Here is a 17651-nt window from a genome sequence, read left to right as displayed (position 1 = left end):
GTTAGTCGAACGGCGGGTTTAGCAGCCCAACTGACGAGTTTTGTTGCCAACCGGGTGGGCTGCTAAACCCGCTCTAGGGATGCGGCTACGACCAATGAATAGAGGAGGCGCGTACCCCAGGAGCGTCGCTTCCCAAGGCAGCCGAATGTCAAAATATTAAGACATTTTAGAGAGTTCGTCAAAAACAACTAAAAAAGATTAGTGTTGATATGAAAGCAATATTTCTTTTGGGAATAGCCCGGGTTAGACAATTGCAAATAACTTGCAGTGAATTTGGCTTGATTGCCACTCCATAAAAAATTTAACCGCTGAGTTAAGATCGAAACGAAATTTAGGGAATTTTCTTTTAGCATTCAATGAAATCGACCGATAAAACTAAAAATACCTTTGCGATCACAACGCCTCTGTATTATGTAAACGATTTACCTCACGTTGGCAGTGCTTATACGACTATGGCTGCGGATGCCCTAGCCCGATTTGAGCGGCTGCGGGGCAAATCTGTTTTGCTGGTTACGGGGACGGACGAACACGGGCAGAAAATTCAGCGGACAGCCGAGAGTTTGGGACGATCGCCCCAAGCTCACTGCGATTCAGTAGTTCCGGCGTTTGAGGCGCTGTGGGAGCAACTCGACATCCAGTACGATCGCTTCATCCGCACAACTTCGCGGCGCCACGAGTACATTGTCAAAGAATTTTTCCAGCGTGTCTGGAACTCCGGCGACATTTACTTGAACCAGCAACAAGGTTGGTACTGCGTCTCCTGTGAAGAATTCAAGGATGAACGGGAATTGTTGCCGGGAAATCGGTGCTCCGTCCACACCAGCAAGGAAGTTGAGTGGCGCGACGAGGAAAATTACTTTTTCCGTCTGTCGCGGTATCAAGAGCAACTGCTGGCCTTGTACGCAGAACGTCCCGACTTCATCGCGCCGGAAAGCCGACGCAACGAAGTGCTCAGTTTCGTCAACTCTGGACTGCAAGACTTTTCGATTTCTAGAGTGAATCTCGAATGGGGTCTGCCAATGCCAGTTGACCCCAGTCACAGCATCTACGTCTGGTTTGACGCTTTGCTGGGATACGTCACGGCCTTGCTAGATCCGGACAGCGACCCGATGTTGGAGAATGCTTTATCTAAATGGTGGCCGGTTGACTTGCATTTGATCGGCAAAGATATTCTTCGCTTCCACGCAGTTTACTGGCCGGCAATGCTGATGTCAGCGAATCTACCGGTGGCTGGTCGCGTTTTCGCACACGGGTTTTTGACCAAAGACGGCAAAAAAATGGGAAAAACGGAGGGTAATACTTTAAACCCTGTCGAATTGGTCAACAAATACGGCGCTGATGCAGTACGTTACTATTTCCTCAAAGAAATTGAGTTCGGAGAGGACGGCGATTTTAACGAAACTCGGTTTATCAATATATTGAATGCTGAGCTAGCAAATGATTTGGGAAATTTGCTTAACCGCACGTTAAACATGGCTCGCAAATATTGCGGTGCCTGCGTACCAAATGTGTTGGGAGAAAACATTGAGGGCGACAACCTTCTCAAGGCTATGAGCCTGGATTTGGGCGATCGAGTAGCGGGTTTTTACGAAGAGTTGGCTTTTAGCAAGGCTTGCGAAGCCGTGCTTGCATTAGTGCGAGCCGGGAACAAGTTTATTGACGTGCAAGCACCTTGGAGTTTGTACAAGCAGGGACAAATCGAAAGTGTCGAACAGGTGCTATATTCTGTTCTGGAATCTGTTAGACTAGCATCTTACCTTTTATCGCCGATTATTCCCAATATCAGCAACGCTATCTATCAACAGCTAGGTTTTTCAATTGACTTTAACGATCGAGTTACAGTTAACAGTTTAGCGAATTTTGCAGCTCATGCTGCCTGGGGCGCTTTGCCGGCAAACCAAACTCTGGGGGAACCCCAACCTGTTTTTAAGCGGATCGAACTGCTGTAAACAGTACCTTCATAGTTGGCAGCCAGGGCTCTGGGTGTTATGACAGACTACGAATTAGCAGTTATTTCCTTACCAATCTTTCATAAAAATCGAGGCATAACAATCATGTTGAATAGAATAGAAAGCAACGACCTTTTTACGCCGGAACAGGTTCTAGAAAATCGGGGTAGAGTGGCAATTTTTATTGACGGTTCTAACCTTTTTTACGCGGCTTTGCAGTTAGGAATTGAGATTGATTACACTAAGCTGCTGTGCCGTTTAACTGCGGGTTCGCGGCTGCTGCGCTCTTTCTTCTACACGGGTGTCGATCGCACTAACGAGAAACAGCAGGGGTTTTTGCTGTGGATGCGCCGCAACGGCTACCGCGTGATTTCTAAGGATTTGGTACAGTTGCCAGATGGTTCTAAGAAGGCGAATTTGGATGTAGAAATCGCTGTGGATATGATGGCTTTAGTGGGGTCTTACGACACGGCGGTACTGGTGAGCGGTGACGGCGATTTGGCTTATGCTGTAGACGCTGTGAGCTATCGCGGTGTGCGGGTTGAGGTGGTGAGTTTGCGATCGATGACGAGCGACAGTTTGATTAATGTAGCCGATCGCTATATCGATTTGGAAATGATTAAGGACGACATCCAAAAAACATCGCGCCCTAATTATGCTTACCGCCCTTTGTCGGGTCTGAGCTTGATGGAGGAACACGACGACAGATAGGGATGTGGTAATGGGTAATGGGTAACGGGTAATGGGTGATGGTTAATGGGTTGAATCATTGAGAATTAAAAGTTAAAAATTTAGACCAAACATGACACATTTTTAATTTTTGATTAAGTGTTTTTCAAGAGCCAATTATTAATTACCAATTACCAATAACCAATTACCAATAACCAATGATTAATCTCAAATCCCAAATTCCCAATTTCAAATCCCCAAAATTGATGCTGCTATTTTTATCAGCACTGATTTTGGGGATTGGTGCTTGTGCAGTTCCGCAAGAGACTCAAAAGAACAAATTAGCTGAGGATCTCAAAACTGCTCAACAGTCAAACAGCACTTTAACTTTAAACAAAGTAACCCTAGAACAAGCAAACGAAAAGGGCGAGACGTTCTGGAAAGTAAACTCGCAAAATGCCGTTTACAGCAAAGACAAAAAGATAGTTAACGTTCAGAAACCAGTGGGCAAATTGTTTCAGGACGGCAAAGAAATTTACGATATTCAGGGAGAAACCGGGCAGGTATTTCAGGAAGGAAATCAGGTTTTTCTCAAAGGTAACATAGTTGCTAAAGACCTGAAAAATGGAGTGGTGTTGCGGGGAAATGAGTTGGAGTGGCGGCCGAAGGAAGATGTTTTAGTTGTCCGCAATAATTTGACGGGAGAGAACAAACAGGTGACGGCTTCAGCGAAGGAAGCGCGGGTTTTCAGTAGGGCTAAGAGGATGGAGTTATTCGGTTCGGTGGTGGCGAATGTTAAAGATCCGGCTTTGCAATTGCGAACCGAACACTTAGTGTGGTTTGTGGATCAACAAAAGGTAAACAGCGCCAAACCGACTCAAATTGACAGATACAAAGATAAAATAGTCACAGACAGCGGTTTTGCCGACCAAGTAGATGTAGACTTAAAAACCAAGATTGCGACGCTGACAAAAAACGCTCAGTTGATGCCATCAGACCCGCCGCTGCAAATAGAAAGCAGTTTGATGAGTTGGAATTTTCCGGCGCAATCTGTGGTATCGCCTGGACCTGTGAAGGTTTTTCACCGCGTGGAAAAGGTGACGATGACTGGGGATACGGGGCGGGGAGATTTAGAGAAAAAAGTTTTTTATTTGACGGGAAATGTGGTAGGAATTGGGGAAAAACGTCAAGCTCAATTAAATACCGATCGCGTAACGTGGTATTTAACTAACCAGACTTTTGATGCGGAAGGAAATGTGGTATATCGGCAGCTAAATCCGGTGTTTAATTTGACAGGGCCGAGGGCGGCGGGAGAGTTGAAAAATCAAACTGTGATTGTCAAAGGCGACGGTGGCGGCGGCCAAGTGGTTACGGAATTTGTACCGGACGAGTATAAGGGAACTTTGGGACAGCAATAATTGCGATCGCAGATGTTGGCAGATGAGCGCTGATGAACGCACATTCAATTAAGATTGAATTGAGTAAGGAGGGGTTGGGATGACGACAACTTTAGAAACAACTTTAGAAAGGCTTGATGAACCTATCTTAATTGACGGATTAAGTTGGAGAGAGTTTAAGGGTGTTGAACTGCTTCTCTCGTGTCCGGGCGTGCGGCTTTCGTTTTGAGATGGGGTGTGGGAGATTAGACCTATGCCTGGAAGAAAAAACGAAACTGCCAAACAGCGGATTTCAACGCTATCTCGCTCAGCGCCCTACGTTTCCGTAGATCGCCCATGCAGTCAAATCTTTTTCTGTTTCGCATCTGATTCTACCTGAACTCATGGCACTGTTGAGTTTAGGGTTGATTTAGCTACTATGCACGATCGACTATTAAGTTATTGTGCATCTAGGTTGCCATTTCCTCTATTTGAGAATCCTTGTGGGACGGGCCAGAGAGCCCCTTGAAAAAAAAGCGCAATTTAGCTGACGTAAGCTTAAGAGTTACGCATAGAACCCCCAAACCCTTTTTCCAAGAGGGCTTTCAAGTTCCTCCTTTTTTAGGGCAGCACGGGGAAGCTGGGTTTCAGACCTATAGTTCGTAAGTCGTGACTATAATTGTATGCTTAGATCAATTAGTATTGAGGTCAAGACCTACAAGTCAATGAAGGTGTACTCAATATCCATGAAATCTGGAGGTAGGCTTACACTGCAACCCCAAGCAAAATATAGCATTTGACATTTATGGAGATTTCGTCTCAAATGGGGGATCGGTTTTTTTTCATAAATTTGCAAACTGTATCAGTATTAGCCGCTCATTTCAGTCGGGTTATTCAACAATAAGATATCATTAAACCAATTGGCGTTCAAGAGAGACGGAATCAATAATTTCCCTAGAGCTGACTTTAAATGACCAAGGGTGAGCGACTGTTGTTATTGAAATAATCCAAATACTAAAATGACTCCGCCATGACACTAACCGCAAGTGAGAATGAACTTGCAAAAAGCCCTCAAAAAATCCCGCTGCGCCTCGTCTTAGTCGTACCATTCGTCCTGCAAATCTTCGCCGCTGTGGGACTGACAGGTTGGCTCTCGCTACGCAACGGCAAAACTGCCGTCAACAACGTTACTACCCAATTACGAACGGAGGTAGTCGCCCGCATCAATCAACAACTAAACACTTACTTGGAAACACCCCATTTGGTCAATGCCATCAGCGTCGATGCCATTCGCCGCTTTGGATTATGGAATCCAGACAATATGAGTTCTATGAGAAGCTACTTCTACTGGCAGCTCAAGCAATTTTCCACTGTTAGTTACATCAGTTTTGGAGGGGAAAAAAAAGAATACGCGGGTGCTGGATATAAGGATGATGGCAGTGTGGTTATTGAAATAACCGATCGCTCTACTAATTTTCTCAATACGATCGTCAAGGTAGATAGAGAGGGCAACCCGACTCAGTTTAAGGAAACCCACCCAGACTACGATCCCCGCATTCGACCCTGGTATAAAGCTGCAAAAGTTGCCGGCAAACCCCAATGGAATAAAATTTATCAATATTATATTCAACCTAGCCTTGGCATCTCCGCTAGCCAACCTGCTTACGATAAAAATGGCATTTTTATAGGTGTTGTAAGTACCGATCTCTTTCTCTCAAAAATCAGCGACTTTCTCCAAAGTTTAAAAATTGGTAGATCGGGAAAGACTTTCATCATCGAACGCTCTGGCTTGCTAGTGGCTTCTTCCACCGCCGAGAAGCCATTTATCAAAAGCAAAAATCGCCAAAAAACGCAACGATTAAAAGCGATTGAGAGCAGCGTACCTTTGATCAAGGGTACAGCGCAACATTTAATAGAACGCTTTGGTAACTTTACCGAAATAGATAGCAACCAGCAACTAGAATTCATGCTAAATGGTCAGCGGGAATTCGTGCAAGTATCCCCATTCCAAGATGGTCGAGGTCTTGATTGGCTGATTGTTGTAGTCGTTCCAGAAGCCGACTTTATGGAGGAAATCAATGCCAATACCCGTAGCACTATCCTACTCTGCATTTTAGCGTTAGTGCTAGCGACGTTGTTAGGAATCTTCGCCTCCCGCTGGATTACCCATCCTATTTTTCTTTTGAGTAAAGCGAGTAGAGCGATCGCTAGCGGTCAATTAAACCAAAAAGTAGACGTAAATGGGATAAATGAACTGGGAGTTCTCGCTCAATCTTTTAACCAAATGGCACAGCAATTGCGCGAGTCTTTTGCTGCTTTGGAAAAGACCAACTCAGAGTTAGAAAATCGAGTAGAAGAACGAACAAGTGAGCTAAAAGAGGCAAAAATTGCCGCTGATACTGCTAACCATGCCAAGAGCGAATTCCTTGCCAACATGAGCCATGAACTTCGCACACCCCTGAACGGAATTCTAGGATACTCTCAAATTATGGAGCGCGATAAAACTACCACTCCTAAACAAAAAGATGCTATCCACATTATTCACCAGTGTGGTTCGCACTTACTCACGCTGATTAACGATATTTTAGACATTTCTAAAATTGAAGCCAGTAAAATGGAACTTGACAGCTCAAGTTTTAATTTTTCTTCCTTTTTGATCGGGGTTGTGGAAATGTGCCGCATCCGAGCTGAACAAAAAGAAATTACCTTTAGTTATCAAGTATTAAATCAACTTCCTAACGCTGTATATGCTGATGAAAAACGACTGCGCCAAGTTTTGATTAACCTTTTGGGCAATGCTATTAAATTTACAGAAAAAGGAGGTGTTATTTTTAAGGTAGGCGTAATAGGTACGGGGGAAGACTCTGACCAATCACAACTTACTAAAATTCGTTTCCATATCCAAGATACGGGGATTGGAATGGCACCTGAACAGTTAGAAAAAATATTTTTACCGTTTGAACAAGTCGGAAATAGCCAGCAGAAGGCAGAAGGCACTGGGTTGGGATTAGCGATCGCACAGAAAATTGTTCAACTGATGGGAGGCGAAATAAAAGTCGAAAGTATACTCGGTCAAGGCAGCATTTTTTCTTTTGATTTAGAGTTGAATCCCTCATCTGAATTTATTACTCAACCTTCGCCAAATACTTCAATTAATTTAACAGGTTTTAAAGGCAATAAAAATAAAATTTTGTTAGTAGACGACCGATTAGAAAATAGAGGTGTTATTAGAAGCTTTTTAGAACCACTAGGTTTTAAAATCATGGAAGCTTGTAATGGACAAGAGGGTTTAAATAAAGCCATTGATTTTCAACCAGATATGATTATCACAGACTTAGTGATGCCAGTAATGGATGGATTTGAAATGTCGCGGCGCTTCCGAAAGTCATCAGACTTTAAGGATGTAATATTGATAGCATCCAGCGCCAGCGTGTTTGAATTCGATCGCCAAAATAGCCAAGAAGCAGGTTGTAACGAGTTCCTGTCAAAGCCTATCCAAGTAGAAGAATTGCTAGAAGTATTAAAAAATTACTTACAAATAGAATGGATTTACGACCAACCTGCGGATTTGGCGCTCGCACAGCCGGAAGGTTTCACTGATTTATTAAACGTTCAGAGTGGTGAGCTTGTGATACCGCCATCAGCAGAGCTGGTAGCGCTGTTTAATGCAGCTCGGATCGGCGATATTGAAGTGGTTGAGCAGGAAGCCGATAGACTTAAGCAGATAGACGGTAACTATTTACCATTTGCTAATAAAATCTTGCAATTTGCCAAGAATTTTGAAGAAAAAGAACTACTAGCTTTTGTAAAAAAACATTTGGGGGAATAAAATGCTCAACCAAAAAGACAATGTAATTTTAATTGTTGACGACAACCCGAATAACCTCAAACTTTTGTTCGATTTTTTGAAGGAGTCAGGCTTCAAGGTTTTAGTAGCTAAGGATGGGGAAAGTGCTATTGAGAAGTTACAAGAAGTTTCGCCAAATATCATATTGTTAGATGTGATGATGCCGGGGATAGATGGGTTTGAAACCTGCTACCGCTTAAAAGCATCGGTGGCAACGAAAGATATCCCTGTGATTTTTATGACATCTCTTACGGATCGCGTGGATAAGGTTAAAGGTTTGTCAATGGGGGCAGTAGATTATATCACCAAGCCCTTTCAGCAAGAGGAAGTCCTAGCCCGCGTGCAACTACACCTGAGACTGCGAAATTTGACCAAGACGCTGGAAGAGCAAAATGTGCTTCTCAAAGAGGAAATTGAAGCGCGAAAAGAGGCGGAAGCGGCCTTGCAGAAACTCACTTCTGAGTTAGAGGAACGGGTGGCTTCTCAAACGGCTGAACTTAGACAAGCCTGCAGCGAGCTTCAACAGGCTCAAGTTCAGTTGTTGGAAAGAGAAGAAAAATTAGGACATTATGCTTTTCACGACGCGCTAACGGAGTTGCCTAACCGCGCTTGGTTTATGAATCGGCTGCAACAGGCGATCGACTTGTCGTACAGACGTGAAGATTATCTATATGCGGTGCTATTTATTGACCTAGATCGCTTTAAAGTAGTGAATGATAGCCTCGGACATTTGGTTGGGGATCAATTACTAAAAAGCGTTGCTCGTCAACTGCAAGCTTCCTTACGCCACACAGATGCAGTTGCGCGGTTTGGAGGAGATGAATTTGTGATATTGCTGGAAGATATTAAAGATATTGACGAACCAACCAGGGCGGCTGAACGCATCCAAAACCAATTAAGGCAGCCGTTTAATTTGAATGATTATGAAGTATTTACCGATATCAGCATGGGAATTATCGTTAGCACAATGGGTTACGATCGCCCCGAAGACGTGCTCAGAGATGCGGATATCGCAATGTATTATGCGAAAGCTCAAGGTAGAGGGCGTTACGAAGTTTTCGATCCAGCTATGCAAACTATTGCGATGACGCGCTTGCAGTTGGAAAACGACTTGAGAAGGGCGATCGCGCTACAAGAATTTTGCGTTCACTACCAGCCAATTGTCTCGCTTTCTACCGGGCAACTGAGTGGCTTTGAAGCTTTGGTGCGCTGGCATCACCCATCTGGCAGAATCTACCCGCCTGCTGAGTTTATCCCTGTGGCTGAAGAAACTGGTTTGATCAATGAACTGGGGTGGTTTGTTTTGCAGGAAGCTTGTCACCAGATCAGTATTTGGCAGCAACAGTTTCCCCAAACACCTCCCTTGGCGATTAATGTCAATCTTTCCCCAGTGCAGCTAAAGCAAGCAAACCTACTGAATCGAATTGAGGAGATTTTGCAGCAGACTGGCTTTCCCAGCTACAGTCTAAAACTAGAGATTACTGAAAGCTGCATTTTGGAAACTGTATCCAGAGAAGAAAAGATGTTGAAGCAGCTAAAAGCTCTAGGCCTTATGTTGTGTATCGACGACTTTGGCACGGGCTACTCTTCTTTAAGCCGCTTACACGAGTTTCCCATTGATACCTTAAAGATTGACCGCTCTTTTGTGAGCCGCATTGGGTTAGACAACAGTGGCGTAGAAATTATCCAGACAATTGTAACGCTGGCTCGCAGCCGAGGTATGGATATCGTGGCAGAAGGCATAGAAACGCCAACACAGCTACAGAAACTGCGAGAGTTGGGGTGTGAGTTGGGGCAAGGATATTTATTTTCTAGGCCTGTAGACAGCGAAAAGGCAACCGAATTATTAGGCTTAAAAGTAGGGCTAGCAAGCTGGCCTGACATCTAGTTTGCCGCGATAAATTTTATGAAACTCTTGTGGGACAGGCCCAAAAGCCTACTCTCATCATCATGCTAACTCAATGTTGAGTAATTGTTTGTACCATATTTAATTCCGGTTTTTTTTATATTGAACTCGGCAACAAAAAAAAGTTAAAGGACTCTCGCACGGGGTGGGGCGGGTTTACGAGATTGTGTGTTTTAGGCAATTATGATCGGTGAACCCGCCCCTACAAAATTTTGACAATCGTGCAATATTTTTGATATTTTCTACAACTGTCCGAAACCTTTTTTAGGCTTATCTTTTTTCTTTTTCTTCTTCTGCTGGGCACCCATATAGCCACGGGAACCGGGCTGCATTCCGGGGCCGCCCATTCCGGGCATTCCGGGCATTCCGGGCATTCCTCCCATGCCGGCGAAGTTGCCTTGACTCATTTGCTGCATCATAGTACGCATTTTCTGGAAATCGCTCACCAGCTTAGTTACGTCGTTTTCAGCGTAGCCGGCGCCTTTGCCGATGCGACGGCGGCGGGATGGAGAACTGGCTAAAAGTTCGGGGTTGCGGCGTTCTTCAACTGTCATCGAATTAATCATGGCTTCGGTGCGTTTTAGCTGCACTTCTCCCTGCCGCATTTGTTCGTCTGAGAGTTTGTTCATCCCCGGAATCATTTTCATGATGCCGCCGAGGGAACCCATATTTTTTAACAGTCTGGTTTGCTTGAGAAAGTCAGTAAAGTCAAACTTTGCCGTGAGCATTTTCTCTTGCATTTTTTCGGCATCGGCGATGTCGAATTCTTCTTGCGCTTTTTCTACTAGCGTCAAGACATCGCCCATGCCGAGTATTCTCGATGCCATGCGATCGGGATAAAATGGTTGCAATGCTTCGACTTTTTCGCCGACTCCGACAAATTTAATCGGCGCGCCGGATATTTGCCGCACGGATAAGGCTGCACCGCCGCGGCTGTCGCCGTCTAATTTGGTTAAGATTGCGCCGGTAATGCCGATTTGTTCGTGAAAGGTGCGGGTTAAATTTGCTGCTTCTTGGCCGGTCATGGCATCAACAACTAACAGCGTTTCGTGCGGTTGTACTGTTTGTTTGATGCGGCCCAATTCTGCCATCATGTCTTGGTCGATTTGCAGGCGGCCTGCTGTATCGACGATGATGGTATCAATGCCGATTTGTTTGCCGTGTTCGATGCCTTGGCGGGCAATTTCTACGGGGTCAATGTCTTTGCCTAATTCAAATACTGGTACGTCGATTTGTTTGCCGAGGGTCAGCAATTGGTCGATCGCGGCTGGTCGATAAATGTCGGTTGCGACTAGCAGTGCGGTACGATTTTGCTTGCGGAGGTGCAGCGCTAGTTTGGCCGTAGCTGTGGTTTTCCCGGTTCCTTGCAAACCTGCCATCAGGACAACTGTGGGCCCGGAGTCTGCGGTGGCGAGGGGTACGTTGGTTTCCCCCATGACGCGCACGAGTTCGTCGTGGACGATTTTGATAAATTGTTGGTCGGGACGGACGCCTGAAACGACTTCTGCGCCTTGTGCTTTTGCCGCTACCTCTGAGATGAAGTTTTTGACGACTTGGAGGTTGACATCGGCTTCCAGGAGGGCGCGGCGGACTTCTTTGAGCGCGTCTTGGATGTTGGACTCGGAGATTTTATTTTGTCCGCGCAGTTTTTTCCAGGTGGATTCGAGTCGATCGGCAAGGGCTTCAAACATAGGGCATTGTTGGCTAGTCAGTCTTTTTAATTTTAAGGCTAAATGCGGATGTTTGGATTAATGTTTTGCTATTTTTTGAATAATCCTTTCAGGGCGGGCTAGAAGCGCCACCCCTACTCCCCACAAGACAATTCATCTTTTGTGGAACAGGCATCTTGCCTGTTATTAAAACTGCTGCCCTAAAATTCATCTATTGTGGAACAGGCATCTTGCCTGTTCTTAAAACTGCTATAAGATGTGATTTTTTATGTATTCTGCGATCGCTGGTTGGAGTTGGAAGAGGGTGCGATCGCCCTTTTGGACTTTTTCGATTAATAACCTCCGTCTCAAGGATTCGACGGCTTTGAGGAAGTCTGAAGGGGATAATTCCAGAAGGGCTGGCTTTTTGGAGATTTCGACTGCTTTGATTTGAGTTGCTAACCAGGACATTACTTGTTTTTCGGAGTCTGACAAGCGCTGAAAATGTTGGTGCAATAAATATTCTAAGTCTCCTAAAACTAGGCTATCATAGGATAAAAATTCAGAAATATTGCCACTAAATAAGTCTTGAATAGCAGCAGATACTATATTTAACCACAAGGGGTTGCCTCGGTAAATGTCTATCAATTCTGACCATTTTTCAGATTCAAGTAAACCTTTTTCTATAAATATTTCTCGCGCTGGTTCGCCTAAACTATTGAGTTGCAATGTTTGACAATTTTTCGGGTGGCCTTCTAATGCTGCAATTTCTCTGGGTTTTTCCCAACTGAGCAAAATTAGGGAACTGTTGTGGCATGATTCTATGATTTGTTTGAAGAAGGCGCCATAGTTTTCATAGCCTGGTTTGTAGTTTCCTGCTAGTTGTTGGCTGCTGAAGATTGTTTGCACGTCATCGAGTACGATTAGACAGCGGTGCGATCGTAAATATTGTAGGGCCAATCCCCCCGTGGTTGCCCTTTCTTCGGGGGCGGGCACGGAGGGGGCGGGCACGGGGGCACCGCCCCTACAGGATTTAATTATGTCGGTTTGGAGTGATGCCAGCGGTGGCGTGTTGTGGAGGCTTCGCCAGATGATGCAATCGAATTCCTGTTGAATTTGTGGGATTAGTTGGAGTGTCAGGGCGGTTTTGCCAATACCGGATAAGCCTAAGATGCTGATGAGACGGGTGCGGCCCAAAATCCAGTTTTCTAGGGTGGAAAGTTCGGATGTGCGATCGAAAAATGTCGAGATTTCTGGTGCGTCGTCTAAGTCGATGCGGGGCTGTTTTGCTGTTGCTTGGGGGTTTTGGGGTGAAGTGGGCGATCGCACTTTTTCACGACAAACGTTAAGGTTATGATTAACTGTTACATTCTCACCAACTGTTACATTTTCGCCAACGATTGCTGATTGATAATTATAAATTTTACTATTTTCTAATACAGTCCTAAAATTTGCTTTAGTAATATTTTTTCCTAATTCTTTAGAAAGTATTTTCCAAAGTTGTGATCCGACATTTCTGACATGACTTGGACTTGAGTAAACTTCTTGAGCTATTTGCGTGTAAGTTGTGTCTTGTAAAGTTCCCCGCAGGATAGCTTCTTGCACGTAATCTAAATGCTTTCCCGTCTTAGCAAAAATTAGCTCATCTGCCAGCGTCAAAACTTCGGCAATATCCATAGATTAGCGAGAAGCTGGAGTTTACGCCATTCATTATACCTGACATTTCGTACAATTGTGACATTTTTGATTGTGTCATCTATCTAAAGTCAGGACTTTTCCTACACAGCTCATCCTTTATATTAATTGATTAAGGTATTAGCAGGATATTTTATATGAAGCGAGTGCGGTGGCTCAGCGGTTTGTTCCTCGCTGGGATGTTATGTGTGATGTTAGGGACTATTGGCGCACAAGTGGCACAGGCCCAGCGCCCGATCCATATACTCGACCTGCAATGTCTTGTTACAAAGGGTACACTGGCAGTTGGTGGCCGGAATTCAGGCGGGTTAGCTGATTTGTACAAGGGACCTACAGATATTTCTATAGGCAGACAACTATACACCAGTATTATGACAGTACGCCAGGCCAGTTGGACTTGTAAACTTCCAGGTGGTCGTGCTTCTCTCAGATTAGAGTATGGAGTTGACGATCGAGATGAGATTTCACCCCCCAAAATAGAGGTTTATGTAGATGGAAATCAAGTAGCTTCTCAGGTGGGGAAGCCGGGGAGAATCAATACAATGTTGGCAGATATTAGTAATGGTAAAAGTTTAGCTCTTGAGATTTCTTGTTCCACAGCAAAAAATTGTGACCGAAGACCTTATCACTTCTTCAAATTTCAAATAGAGCCGGGGGCAAGCTCTCCAGGGAGTAGATAAATTATGAGTATTAGCCGCCGTCAATTTAATCGTATCGTCATCTGGGGTGGCGCTTCTTTTGCTGCTTCCGCCACATCCGGCATCTTTTTCCCCAAACCTGCTGAAGCTTATTCCCTAGAATTTCCGATTAGTGCTTTATCAGCCGATCGCGTTTTTAACGGTATTCAAAAATATTGTGGAGCACAGCCCATCCCCGGTGTTCTATCACCCATTATACAAGGCAATAGTAATGTTAGCAGTAAAATAGAATCAGCGGCCGCTAACGCCATTCGCACCGCAGACAAAGAATTTGTAAATCGCAATTTTACCAGCAAAAGAACCGAATTAGCCGTAACTGGCAGCGGTTCTAATTTTGCATCAGATACCAGTCGGCTGTGGGGGCGGCAAAGACAGGATCAAGTCGGCCCGAATGTTGGCTTTGGCTTCGTACAAAAGTGGGAAGATCAGTATAGCGATGCCAAAATTTCCGGCCCGACAATGTGCGCTATTCATAACGCTCAACAAGTCTTAGCCGATCAAAGACTCACACCTCCTGAAATCGCGGCTTCTGTATTGCCAACGCGATCGCGATTGGATGATTGGGGCTCTTGGGGAGGGGATGCGGATGCGTCTGCTGGGAGGAATCCCGGTGCTGTTTTTGCTCAATACGATACAGCCGCCGGTACAGTGACATCTCGCTATGATTTAGTTGAACCGGGGCCGAAAGGTTTTGGGCGTGTTGAGTTTACTATTGAAGCGGAAGATCAGCCTCGGCGGGTGATTTTGGTGACGGTGAGGTTTTAGGGAGAAATCATATCCCCGAATTCTTTAAGAAGTAGGGGATCTAACACAAGAGCATTTTTATAGTTCTCATTTCATCAAAAGAGCCAGTTGATGAATGACACCAACCGAAGCATCTTCGACAATGATTTCTTTGAGTTGTTCACCCAAAACTTGCGAAGCATCAAGAATTTCTAGTCCAGCCAGTTTGCCGTCAGGACTGTAATCAGCAATAATGTCTTCAGTCAATTCTCGATTTTCCGCTGTTCCAGGTTCTAATGACAGTAACTCTATGTAGAGAGCATCAACTTCTCGATCGTATCGTATTCTCATATGATTGAATCCTGTTAGTTAAAGTAATAGACGTTTACTGTCACTACTACAATTTTTTCCGGTGCATCTGTAAAAATTGACTTAACAGCTTTGTAAGCGTAAAACTGTTGATTAATGGGAGATTGATTGTTGAAATCAAATTGAGCGCGGGCTGAAAACTTACCTTGCTTGGCTGGTTGCCAATTGCCCGAACGAATGGCAATAATCACCTCATTTTCGACCGCACCCCGCAGCAGCATTCGCTCTCTGGCATGAGTTGAAAAGTAGATTGGCTTGACCATAGAATTTATTCGGTATCCTTGATAATATTATATCAGAGTATTTACTAGTTTTGCAATTGACCAATCAAATCTAATGCTTTTTGAGCATCGGCGTTCATTCCTTGAGCCCTAAATAAACGAGCCGCTTGCTGCAAATCTGCGATCGCCCCTTGTCTATCTCCCATTCTCACCAACGTAATTCCTCGGTTAGCAAAAGCCTTTGCATAATTGGGATTGAGTTGAATTGCTTGAGTGTAATCAGCTAATGCAGAGCGATCGTTATTGATGCGAAACAGCGCCAATCCTCTGTTAAAATAAGTGTTAGCGCGACCGGGATTGATTTGCAGCGCTTGATTGAAATCGTCGATCGCTCCTTTTTGATCGCCCAAGTCCGAAAGTGCTAATCCTCGGTTGTTGTAAGCCGCTGCAAAGTTTCTATCCAAGCGGATGACTTGAGTATAATCTGCGATCGCCCCTGGTTTATCTCCCATTGCTGACAAAACCAGCCCCCGATTGTAGTAAGCGTCAACATAACCGGCATTTAGGGCGATCGCCTTGCTATAATCAGCGATACTTTTGGGCATTTGTTTCAAATCGAAATAAGCGAGTCCCCGATAGAAATAAGCTTCCGCGTAATCAGATTGAGTTTGAATTGCTTGGTTAAAATCGGCAACAGCCCCTGACAAATCTCCCTTGTCAAACCGAGTTAAACCCCGAACGTAATAAGTCTTAGCATCTTGCGGATTGTTCAGTTTCAGGGGTGCATTCCCCGCAGTAGAAGTATTCACCAAAAGAGCAGAACGATTTAACCCTGCATCGGACAATTTAGCTAGAAAAGTGTTGATAGGAATCGCTGAATTGAATCCTGTTTTAGTAATGGCTAAACCTGTGACAACTTTTCTGTCTCTATCTGTGACACGATCGTAATCGCGATCGCCCTCTCCGTGAATCCCAACTACACGCCCTTCTCCATCAAATACAGGCCCTCCACTCATGCCCCCTTTCGTGACAGCATTGTAGCGCAAAGTATAGCCGTCTGAATGAGTCGGGAGACGGCTGGTAACATAGCCGGGTGAAAACTCAAAATTGCGATCTGGTTGGTCTTTTCTGCTAGCGGGAAGAGCTGGATAGCCAAACACAAAAATTTCTGTTCCAACAGTAGCTTGTTCGGAATCGCCTAAAGTTACAACTGGATAAGATTCTGCACTTTTAAATGTTACTACTGCTAAATCAGGAGCATTCTGGCCTTTCTGTAATAGTACACTACGGGTTACTGGATAGTCTTTTTTCGTATTAGTGCGAATCGTGTAGGTATCCCGATCGGCCACAACGTGATTAGCTGTCAAAACCGTATAAGTCGTGCCTTGTTTAGCAATAATAAATCCAGTTCCGTCACCGCTTGTTTTTCCCTTAATTTGAACCGTAACAGATTCAGCTAATTGGGCAATTTGTTGGGGAGTTTTGGCGAAAACGGGTGCTTGTGCAAAAACAACTATTCCTGCTACCGTTACTGTTCCTGCGAGGATGCTGGTGAGGGAATCAAAGCGCGAATAATCCCTATTCATAGGTGATTGCTGAAGAGTAAGACTTTTTATACTCCGAATAGTATAGATTAAAATAAAATTTCTGAAAACCAGAAAGCCTAGATGTTTTCAGATGATTTCGATTTTTATGACATTTCGTACATTTCGTATATTTCCACCATTGCCGGCATTACTATGCCATATTTTACTTGTATATCTTTTAGGTTAATCAGCTCGAACTGCATCCCGAAACACTTTCAAAGCTTCTTTTTCTTCCGACATTTGCAGGCATCTCCCCAGCAATTCTAGATCCAAATCCGGCAACAGCATACTCCGAGAAACGCGATCGTAACCCTCCGAGTTCAGTTGGTAAATAGCAAACACTCCGTCTTCCCAAAACCAAACTTCCGCTACGTTAAATCTGCGGTAGTATTCCAGCTTGTTGAGAGTTCCGCTAGTAAAAACAACTTCGATCGCCAAATCGGGTGTTTCTCGCTGCCGTCTGTCTTCGCCAAAGTAGTAAGATAAATCTGGTTCCTTGCTGCTGCCTTTTGCTTCCCCTTGGAGTGTAGCGCTACCCGTCGGTGTAAAACTAATATCTTTTTCTAAGAAAAACTGACCTAACATTCCTGCCAGCAGGCATTTAACGGTTTCATGCTTCGACGAACTTGTCATAATTTCCACATATCCGTCCAGGTAAGACAAGCGAACACTGCGAGTGTACTCTAGCAATGAATCCAAAGCTTTGAACTGTTCCCAAGTCATTGATAGCGGCAAAATCAACCGCTGTTCCGGGAGTGCAGTTAATTTGGGGTGAGTGGCAATAGTCATATATACTTTCCCCGATTTGGAATTTCTACTTTTAGATTAGCATAAAAATATATAAAGGGAGAAATTGGGGACTTCGAGCGCTCTTGTTCCCCCCTTGTTAAGCTATGCCTTACTCACATCTTTCTTAACAAAATCAGGCTTGACATTCGGGGGGGAACGGGTAGAAACTAATTG

At 44.5% G+C, this 17651-nt stretch carries 14 protein-coding genes; 8 read left to right on the top strand and 6 right to left on the bottom strand.

Annotated features, from left to right (window positions below; translation table 11 throughout):
- Window positions 1-356: 356 nt before the first annotated feature.
- The 6 genes from metG (at window position 357) to QUB06_RS19270 (ending at window position 9729) form a co-directional block, all read left to right on the top strand.
- Window positions 357-1949 (top strand): methionine--tRNA ligase, encoded by a 1593-nt coding sequence (metG, locus tag QUB06_RS19295; RefSeq protein ID WP_333436622.1) that lies wholly within the window; start codon window positions 357-359, stop codon window positions 1947-1949.
- 105 nt (window positions 1950-2054) lie between these two features.
- The gene (locus QUB06_RS19290) at window positions 2055-2660 is read left to right on the top strand and encodes a LabA-like NYN domain-containing protein (RefSeq protein ID WP_006631885.1); all 606 of its coding nucleotides are present in this window, start codon (window positions 2055-2057) and stop codon (window positions 2658-2660) included.
- Window positions 2661-2836: 176 nt separating this feature from the next.
- Window positions 2837-4036: an LPS export ABC transporter periplasmic protein LptC gene (lptC, locus tag QUB06_RS19285; protein WP_333436621.1), complete on the top strand. Its 1200-nt coding sequence runs from the start codon at window positions 2837-2839 to the stop codon at window positions 4034-4036.
- A 79-nt stretch (window positions 4037-4115) separates the two neighbouring features.
- Window positions 4116-4244: a hypothetical protein gene (locus QUB06_RS19280; RefSeq protein ID WP_333145132.1), complete on the top strand. Its 129-nt coding sequence runs from the start codon at window positions 4116-4118 to the stop codon at window positions 4242-4244.
- 780 nt (window positions 4245-5024) lie between these two features.
- Entirely contained in the window at window positions 5025-7823 is a 2799-nt protein-coding gene (locus QUB06_RS19275; protein WP_333436620.1) for an ATP-binding protein, read from the top strand.
- Window position 7824: 1 nt separating this feature from the next.
- Complete coding sequence (locus QUB06_RS19270) at window positions 7825-9729, top strand: EAL domain-containing protein (RefSeq protein WP_333436619.1); 1905 nt, start codon at window positions 7825-7827, stop codon at window positions 9727-9729.
- 260 nt (window positions 9730-9989) lie between these two features.
- Here the strand turns inward: QUB06_RS19270 and ffh are convergent, their stop codons facing one another.
- Entirely contained in the window at window positions 9990-11438 is a 1449-nt protein-coding gene (gene ffh, locus QUB06_RS19265) for a signal recognition particle protein (RefSeq protein WP_333436618.1), read from the bottom strand.
- A 228-nt stretch (window positions 11439-11666) separates the two neighbouring features.
- Window positions 11667-13073 carry an NB-ARC domain-containing protein gene (locus QUB06_RS19260; RefSeq protein ID WP_333436617.1) on the bottom strand — a complete coding sequence of 469 codons (1407 nt, stop codon included), beginning with the start codon at window positions 13071-13073 and terminating at the stop codon, window positions 11667-11669.
- A gap of 155 nt (window positions 13074-13228) precedes the next feature.
- Between QUB06_RS19260 and QUB06_RS19255 the strand changes: the two genes are divergently transcribed.
- Together QUB06_RS19255 and QUB06_RS19250 are read left to right on the top strand one after the other, a co-directional pair.
- On the top strand, window positions 13229-13771 hold the full coding sequence (locus QUB06_RS19255) for a hypothetical protein (protein ID WP_333436616.1): 543 nt from the start codon (window positions 13229-13231) through the stop codon (window positions 13769-13771).
- A gap of 3 nt (window positions 13772-13774) precedes the next feature.
- Complete coding sequence (locus QUB06_RS19250; protein ID WP_333436615.1) at window positions 13775-14554, top strand: Tat pathway signal protein; 780 nt, start codon at window positions 13775-13777, stop codon at window positions 14552-14554.
- A 66-nt stretch (window positions 14555-14620) separates the two neighbouring features.
- Here QUB06_RS19250 and QUB06_RS19245 read toward each other — a convergent pair whose 3' ends face one another.
- The 4 genes from QUB06_RS19245 to QUB06_RS19230 all read right to left on the bottom strand — a co-directional run bounded on the left by QUB06_RS19245 (window position 14621) and on the right by QUB06_RS19230 (window position 17477).
- Window positions 14621-14863: a DUF2283 domain-containing protein gene (locus tag QUB06_RS19245; protein ID WP_333436614.1), complete on the bottom strand. Its 243-nt coding sequence runs from the start codon at window positions 14861-14863 to the stop codon at window positions 14621-14623.
- A 14-nt stretch (window positions 14864-14877) separates the two neighbouring features.
- Window positions 14878-15144: a DUF4258 domain-containing protein gene (locus tag QUB06_RS19240; RefSeq protein WP_333436613.1), complete on the bottom strand. Its 267-nt coding sequence runs from the start codon at window positions 15142-15144 to the stop codon at window positions 14878-14880.
- A gap of 44 nt (window positions 15145-15188) precedes the next feature.
- Entirely contained in the window at window positions 15189-16688 is a 1500-nt protein-coding gene (locus QUB06_RS19235; protein WP_333436612.1) for a tetratricopeptide repeat-containing serine protease family protein, read from the bottom strand.
- A 183-nt stretch (window positions 16689-16871) separates the two neighbouring features.
- Entirely contained in the window at window positions 16872-17477 is a 606-nt protein-coding gene (locus QUB06_RS19230; RefSeq protein WP_333436611.1) for a Uma2 family endonuclease, read from the bottom strand.
- Window positions 17478-17651: the final 174 nt, after the last annotated feature.

The sequence above is a fragment of the Microcoleus sp. D2_18a_D3 genome (assembly GCF_036702455.1).
Taxonomy (GTDB): domain Bacteria; phylum Cyanobacteriota; class Cyanobacteriia; order Cyanobacteriales; family Microcoleaceae; genus Microcoleus.
The sequence above is the reverse complement of the archived record's forward strand: the minus strand, read 5'-3'. Positions and strand labels throughout refer to the sequence as shown.

Bases quoted from the DNA above. Each gene is read 5' to 3' on its own strand.
- metG (WP_333436622.1), top strand. From the start codon at position 357: ATGAAATCGACCGATAAAACTAAAAATACCTTTGCGATCACAACGCCT.
- QUB06_RS19290 (WP_006631885.1), top strand. From the start codon at position 2,055: ATGTTGAATAGAATAGAAAGCAACGACCTTTTTACGCCGGAACAGGTT.
- lptC (WP_333436621.1), top strand. From the start codon at position 2,837: ATGATTAATCTCAAATCCCAAATTCCCAATTTCAAATCCCCAAAATTG.
- QUB06_RS19280 (WP_333145132.1), top strand. From the start codon at position 4,116: ATGACGACAACTTTAGAAACAACTTTAGAAAGGCTTGATGAACCTATC.
- QUB06_RS19275 (WP_333436620.1), top strand. From the start codon at position 5,025: ATGACACTAACCGCAAGTGAGAATGAACTTGCAAAAAGCCCTCAAAAA.
- QUB06_RS19270 (WP_333436619.1), top strand. From the start codon at position 7,825: ATGCTCAACCAAAAAGACAATGTAATTTTAATTGTTGACGACAACCCG.
- ffh (WP_333436618.1), bottom strand. From the start codon at position 11,438: ATGTTTGAAGCCCTTGCCGATCGACTCGAATCCACCTGGAAAAAACTG.
- QUB06_RS19260 (WP_333436617.1), bottom strand. From the start codon at position 13,073: ATGGATATTGCCGAAGTTTTGACGCTGGCAGATGAGCTAATTTTTGCT.
- QUB06_RS19255 (WP_333436616.1), top strand. From the start codon at position 13,229: ATGAAGCGAGTGCGGTGGCTCAGCGGTTTGTTCCTCGCTGGGATGTTA.
- QUB06_RS19250 (WP_333436615.1), top strand. From the start codon at position 13,775: ATGAGTATTAGCCGCCGTCAATTTAATCGTATCGTCATCTGGGGTGGC.
- QUB06_RS19245 (WP_333436614.1), bottom strand. From the start codon at position 14,863: ATGAGAATACGATACGATCGAGAAGTTGATGCTCTCTACATAGAGTTA.
- QUB06_RS19240 (WP_333436613.1), bottom strand. From the start codon at position 15,144: ATGGTCAAGCCAATCTACTTTTCAACTCATGCCAGAGAGCGAATGCTG.
- QUB06_RS19235 (WP_333436612.1), bottom strand. From the start codon at position 16,688: ATGAATAGGGATTATTCGCGCTTTGATTCCCTCACCAGCATCCTCGCA.
- QUB06_RS19230 (WP_333436611.1), bottom strand. From the start codon at position 17,477: ATGACTATTGCCACTCACCCCAAATTAACTGCACTCCCGGAACAGCGG.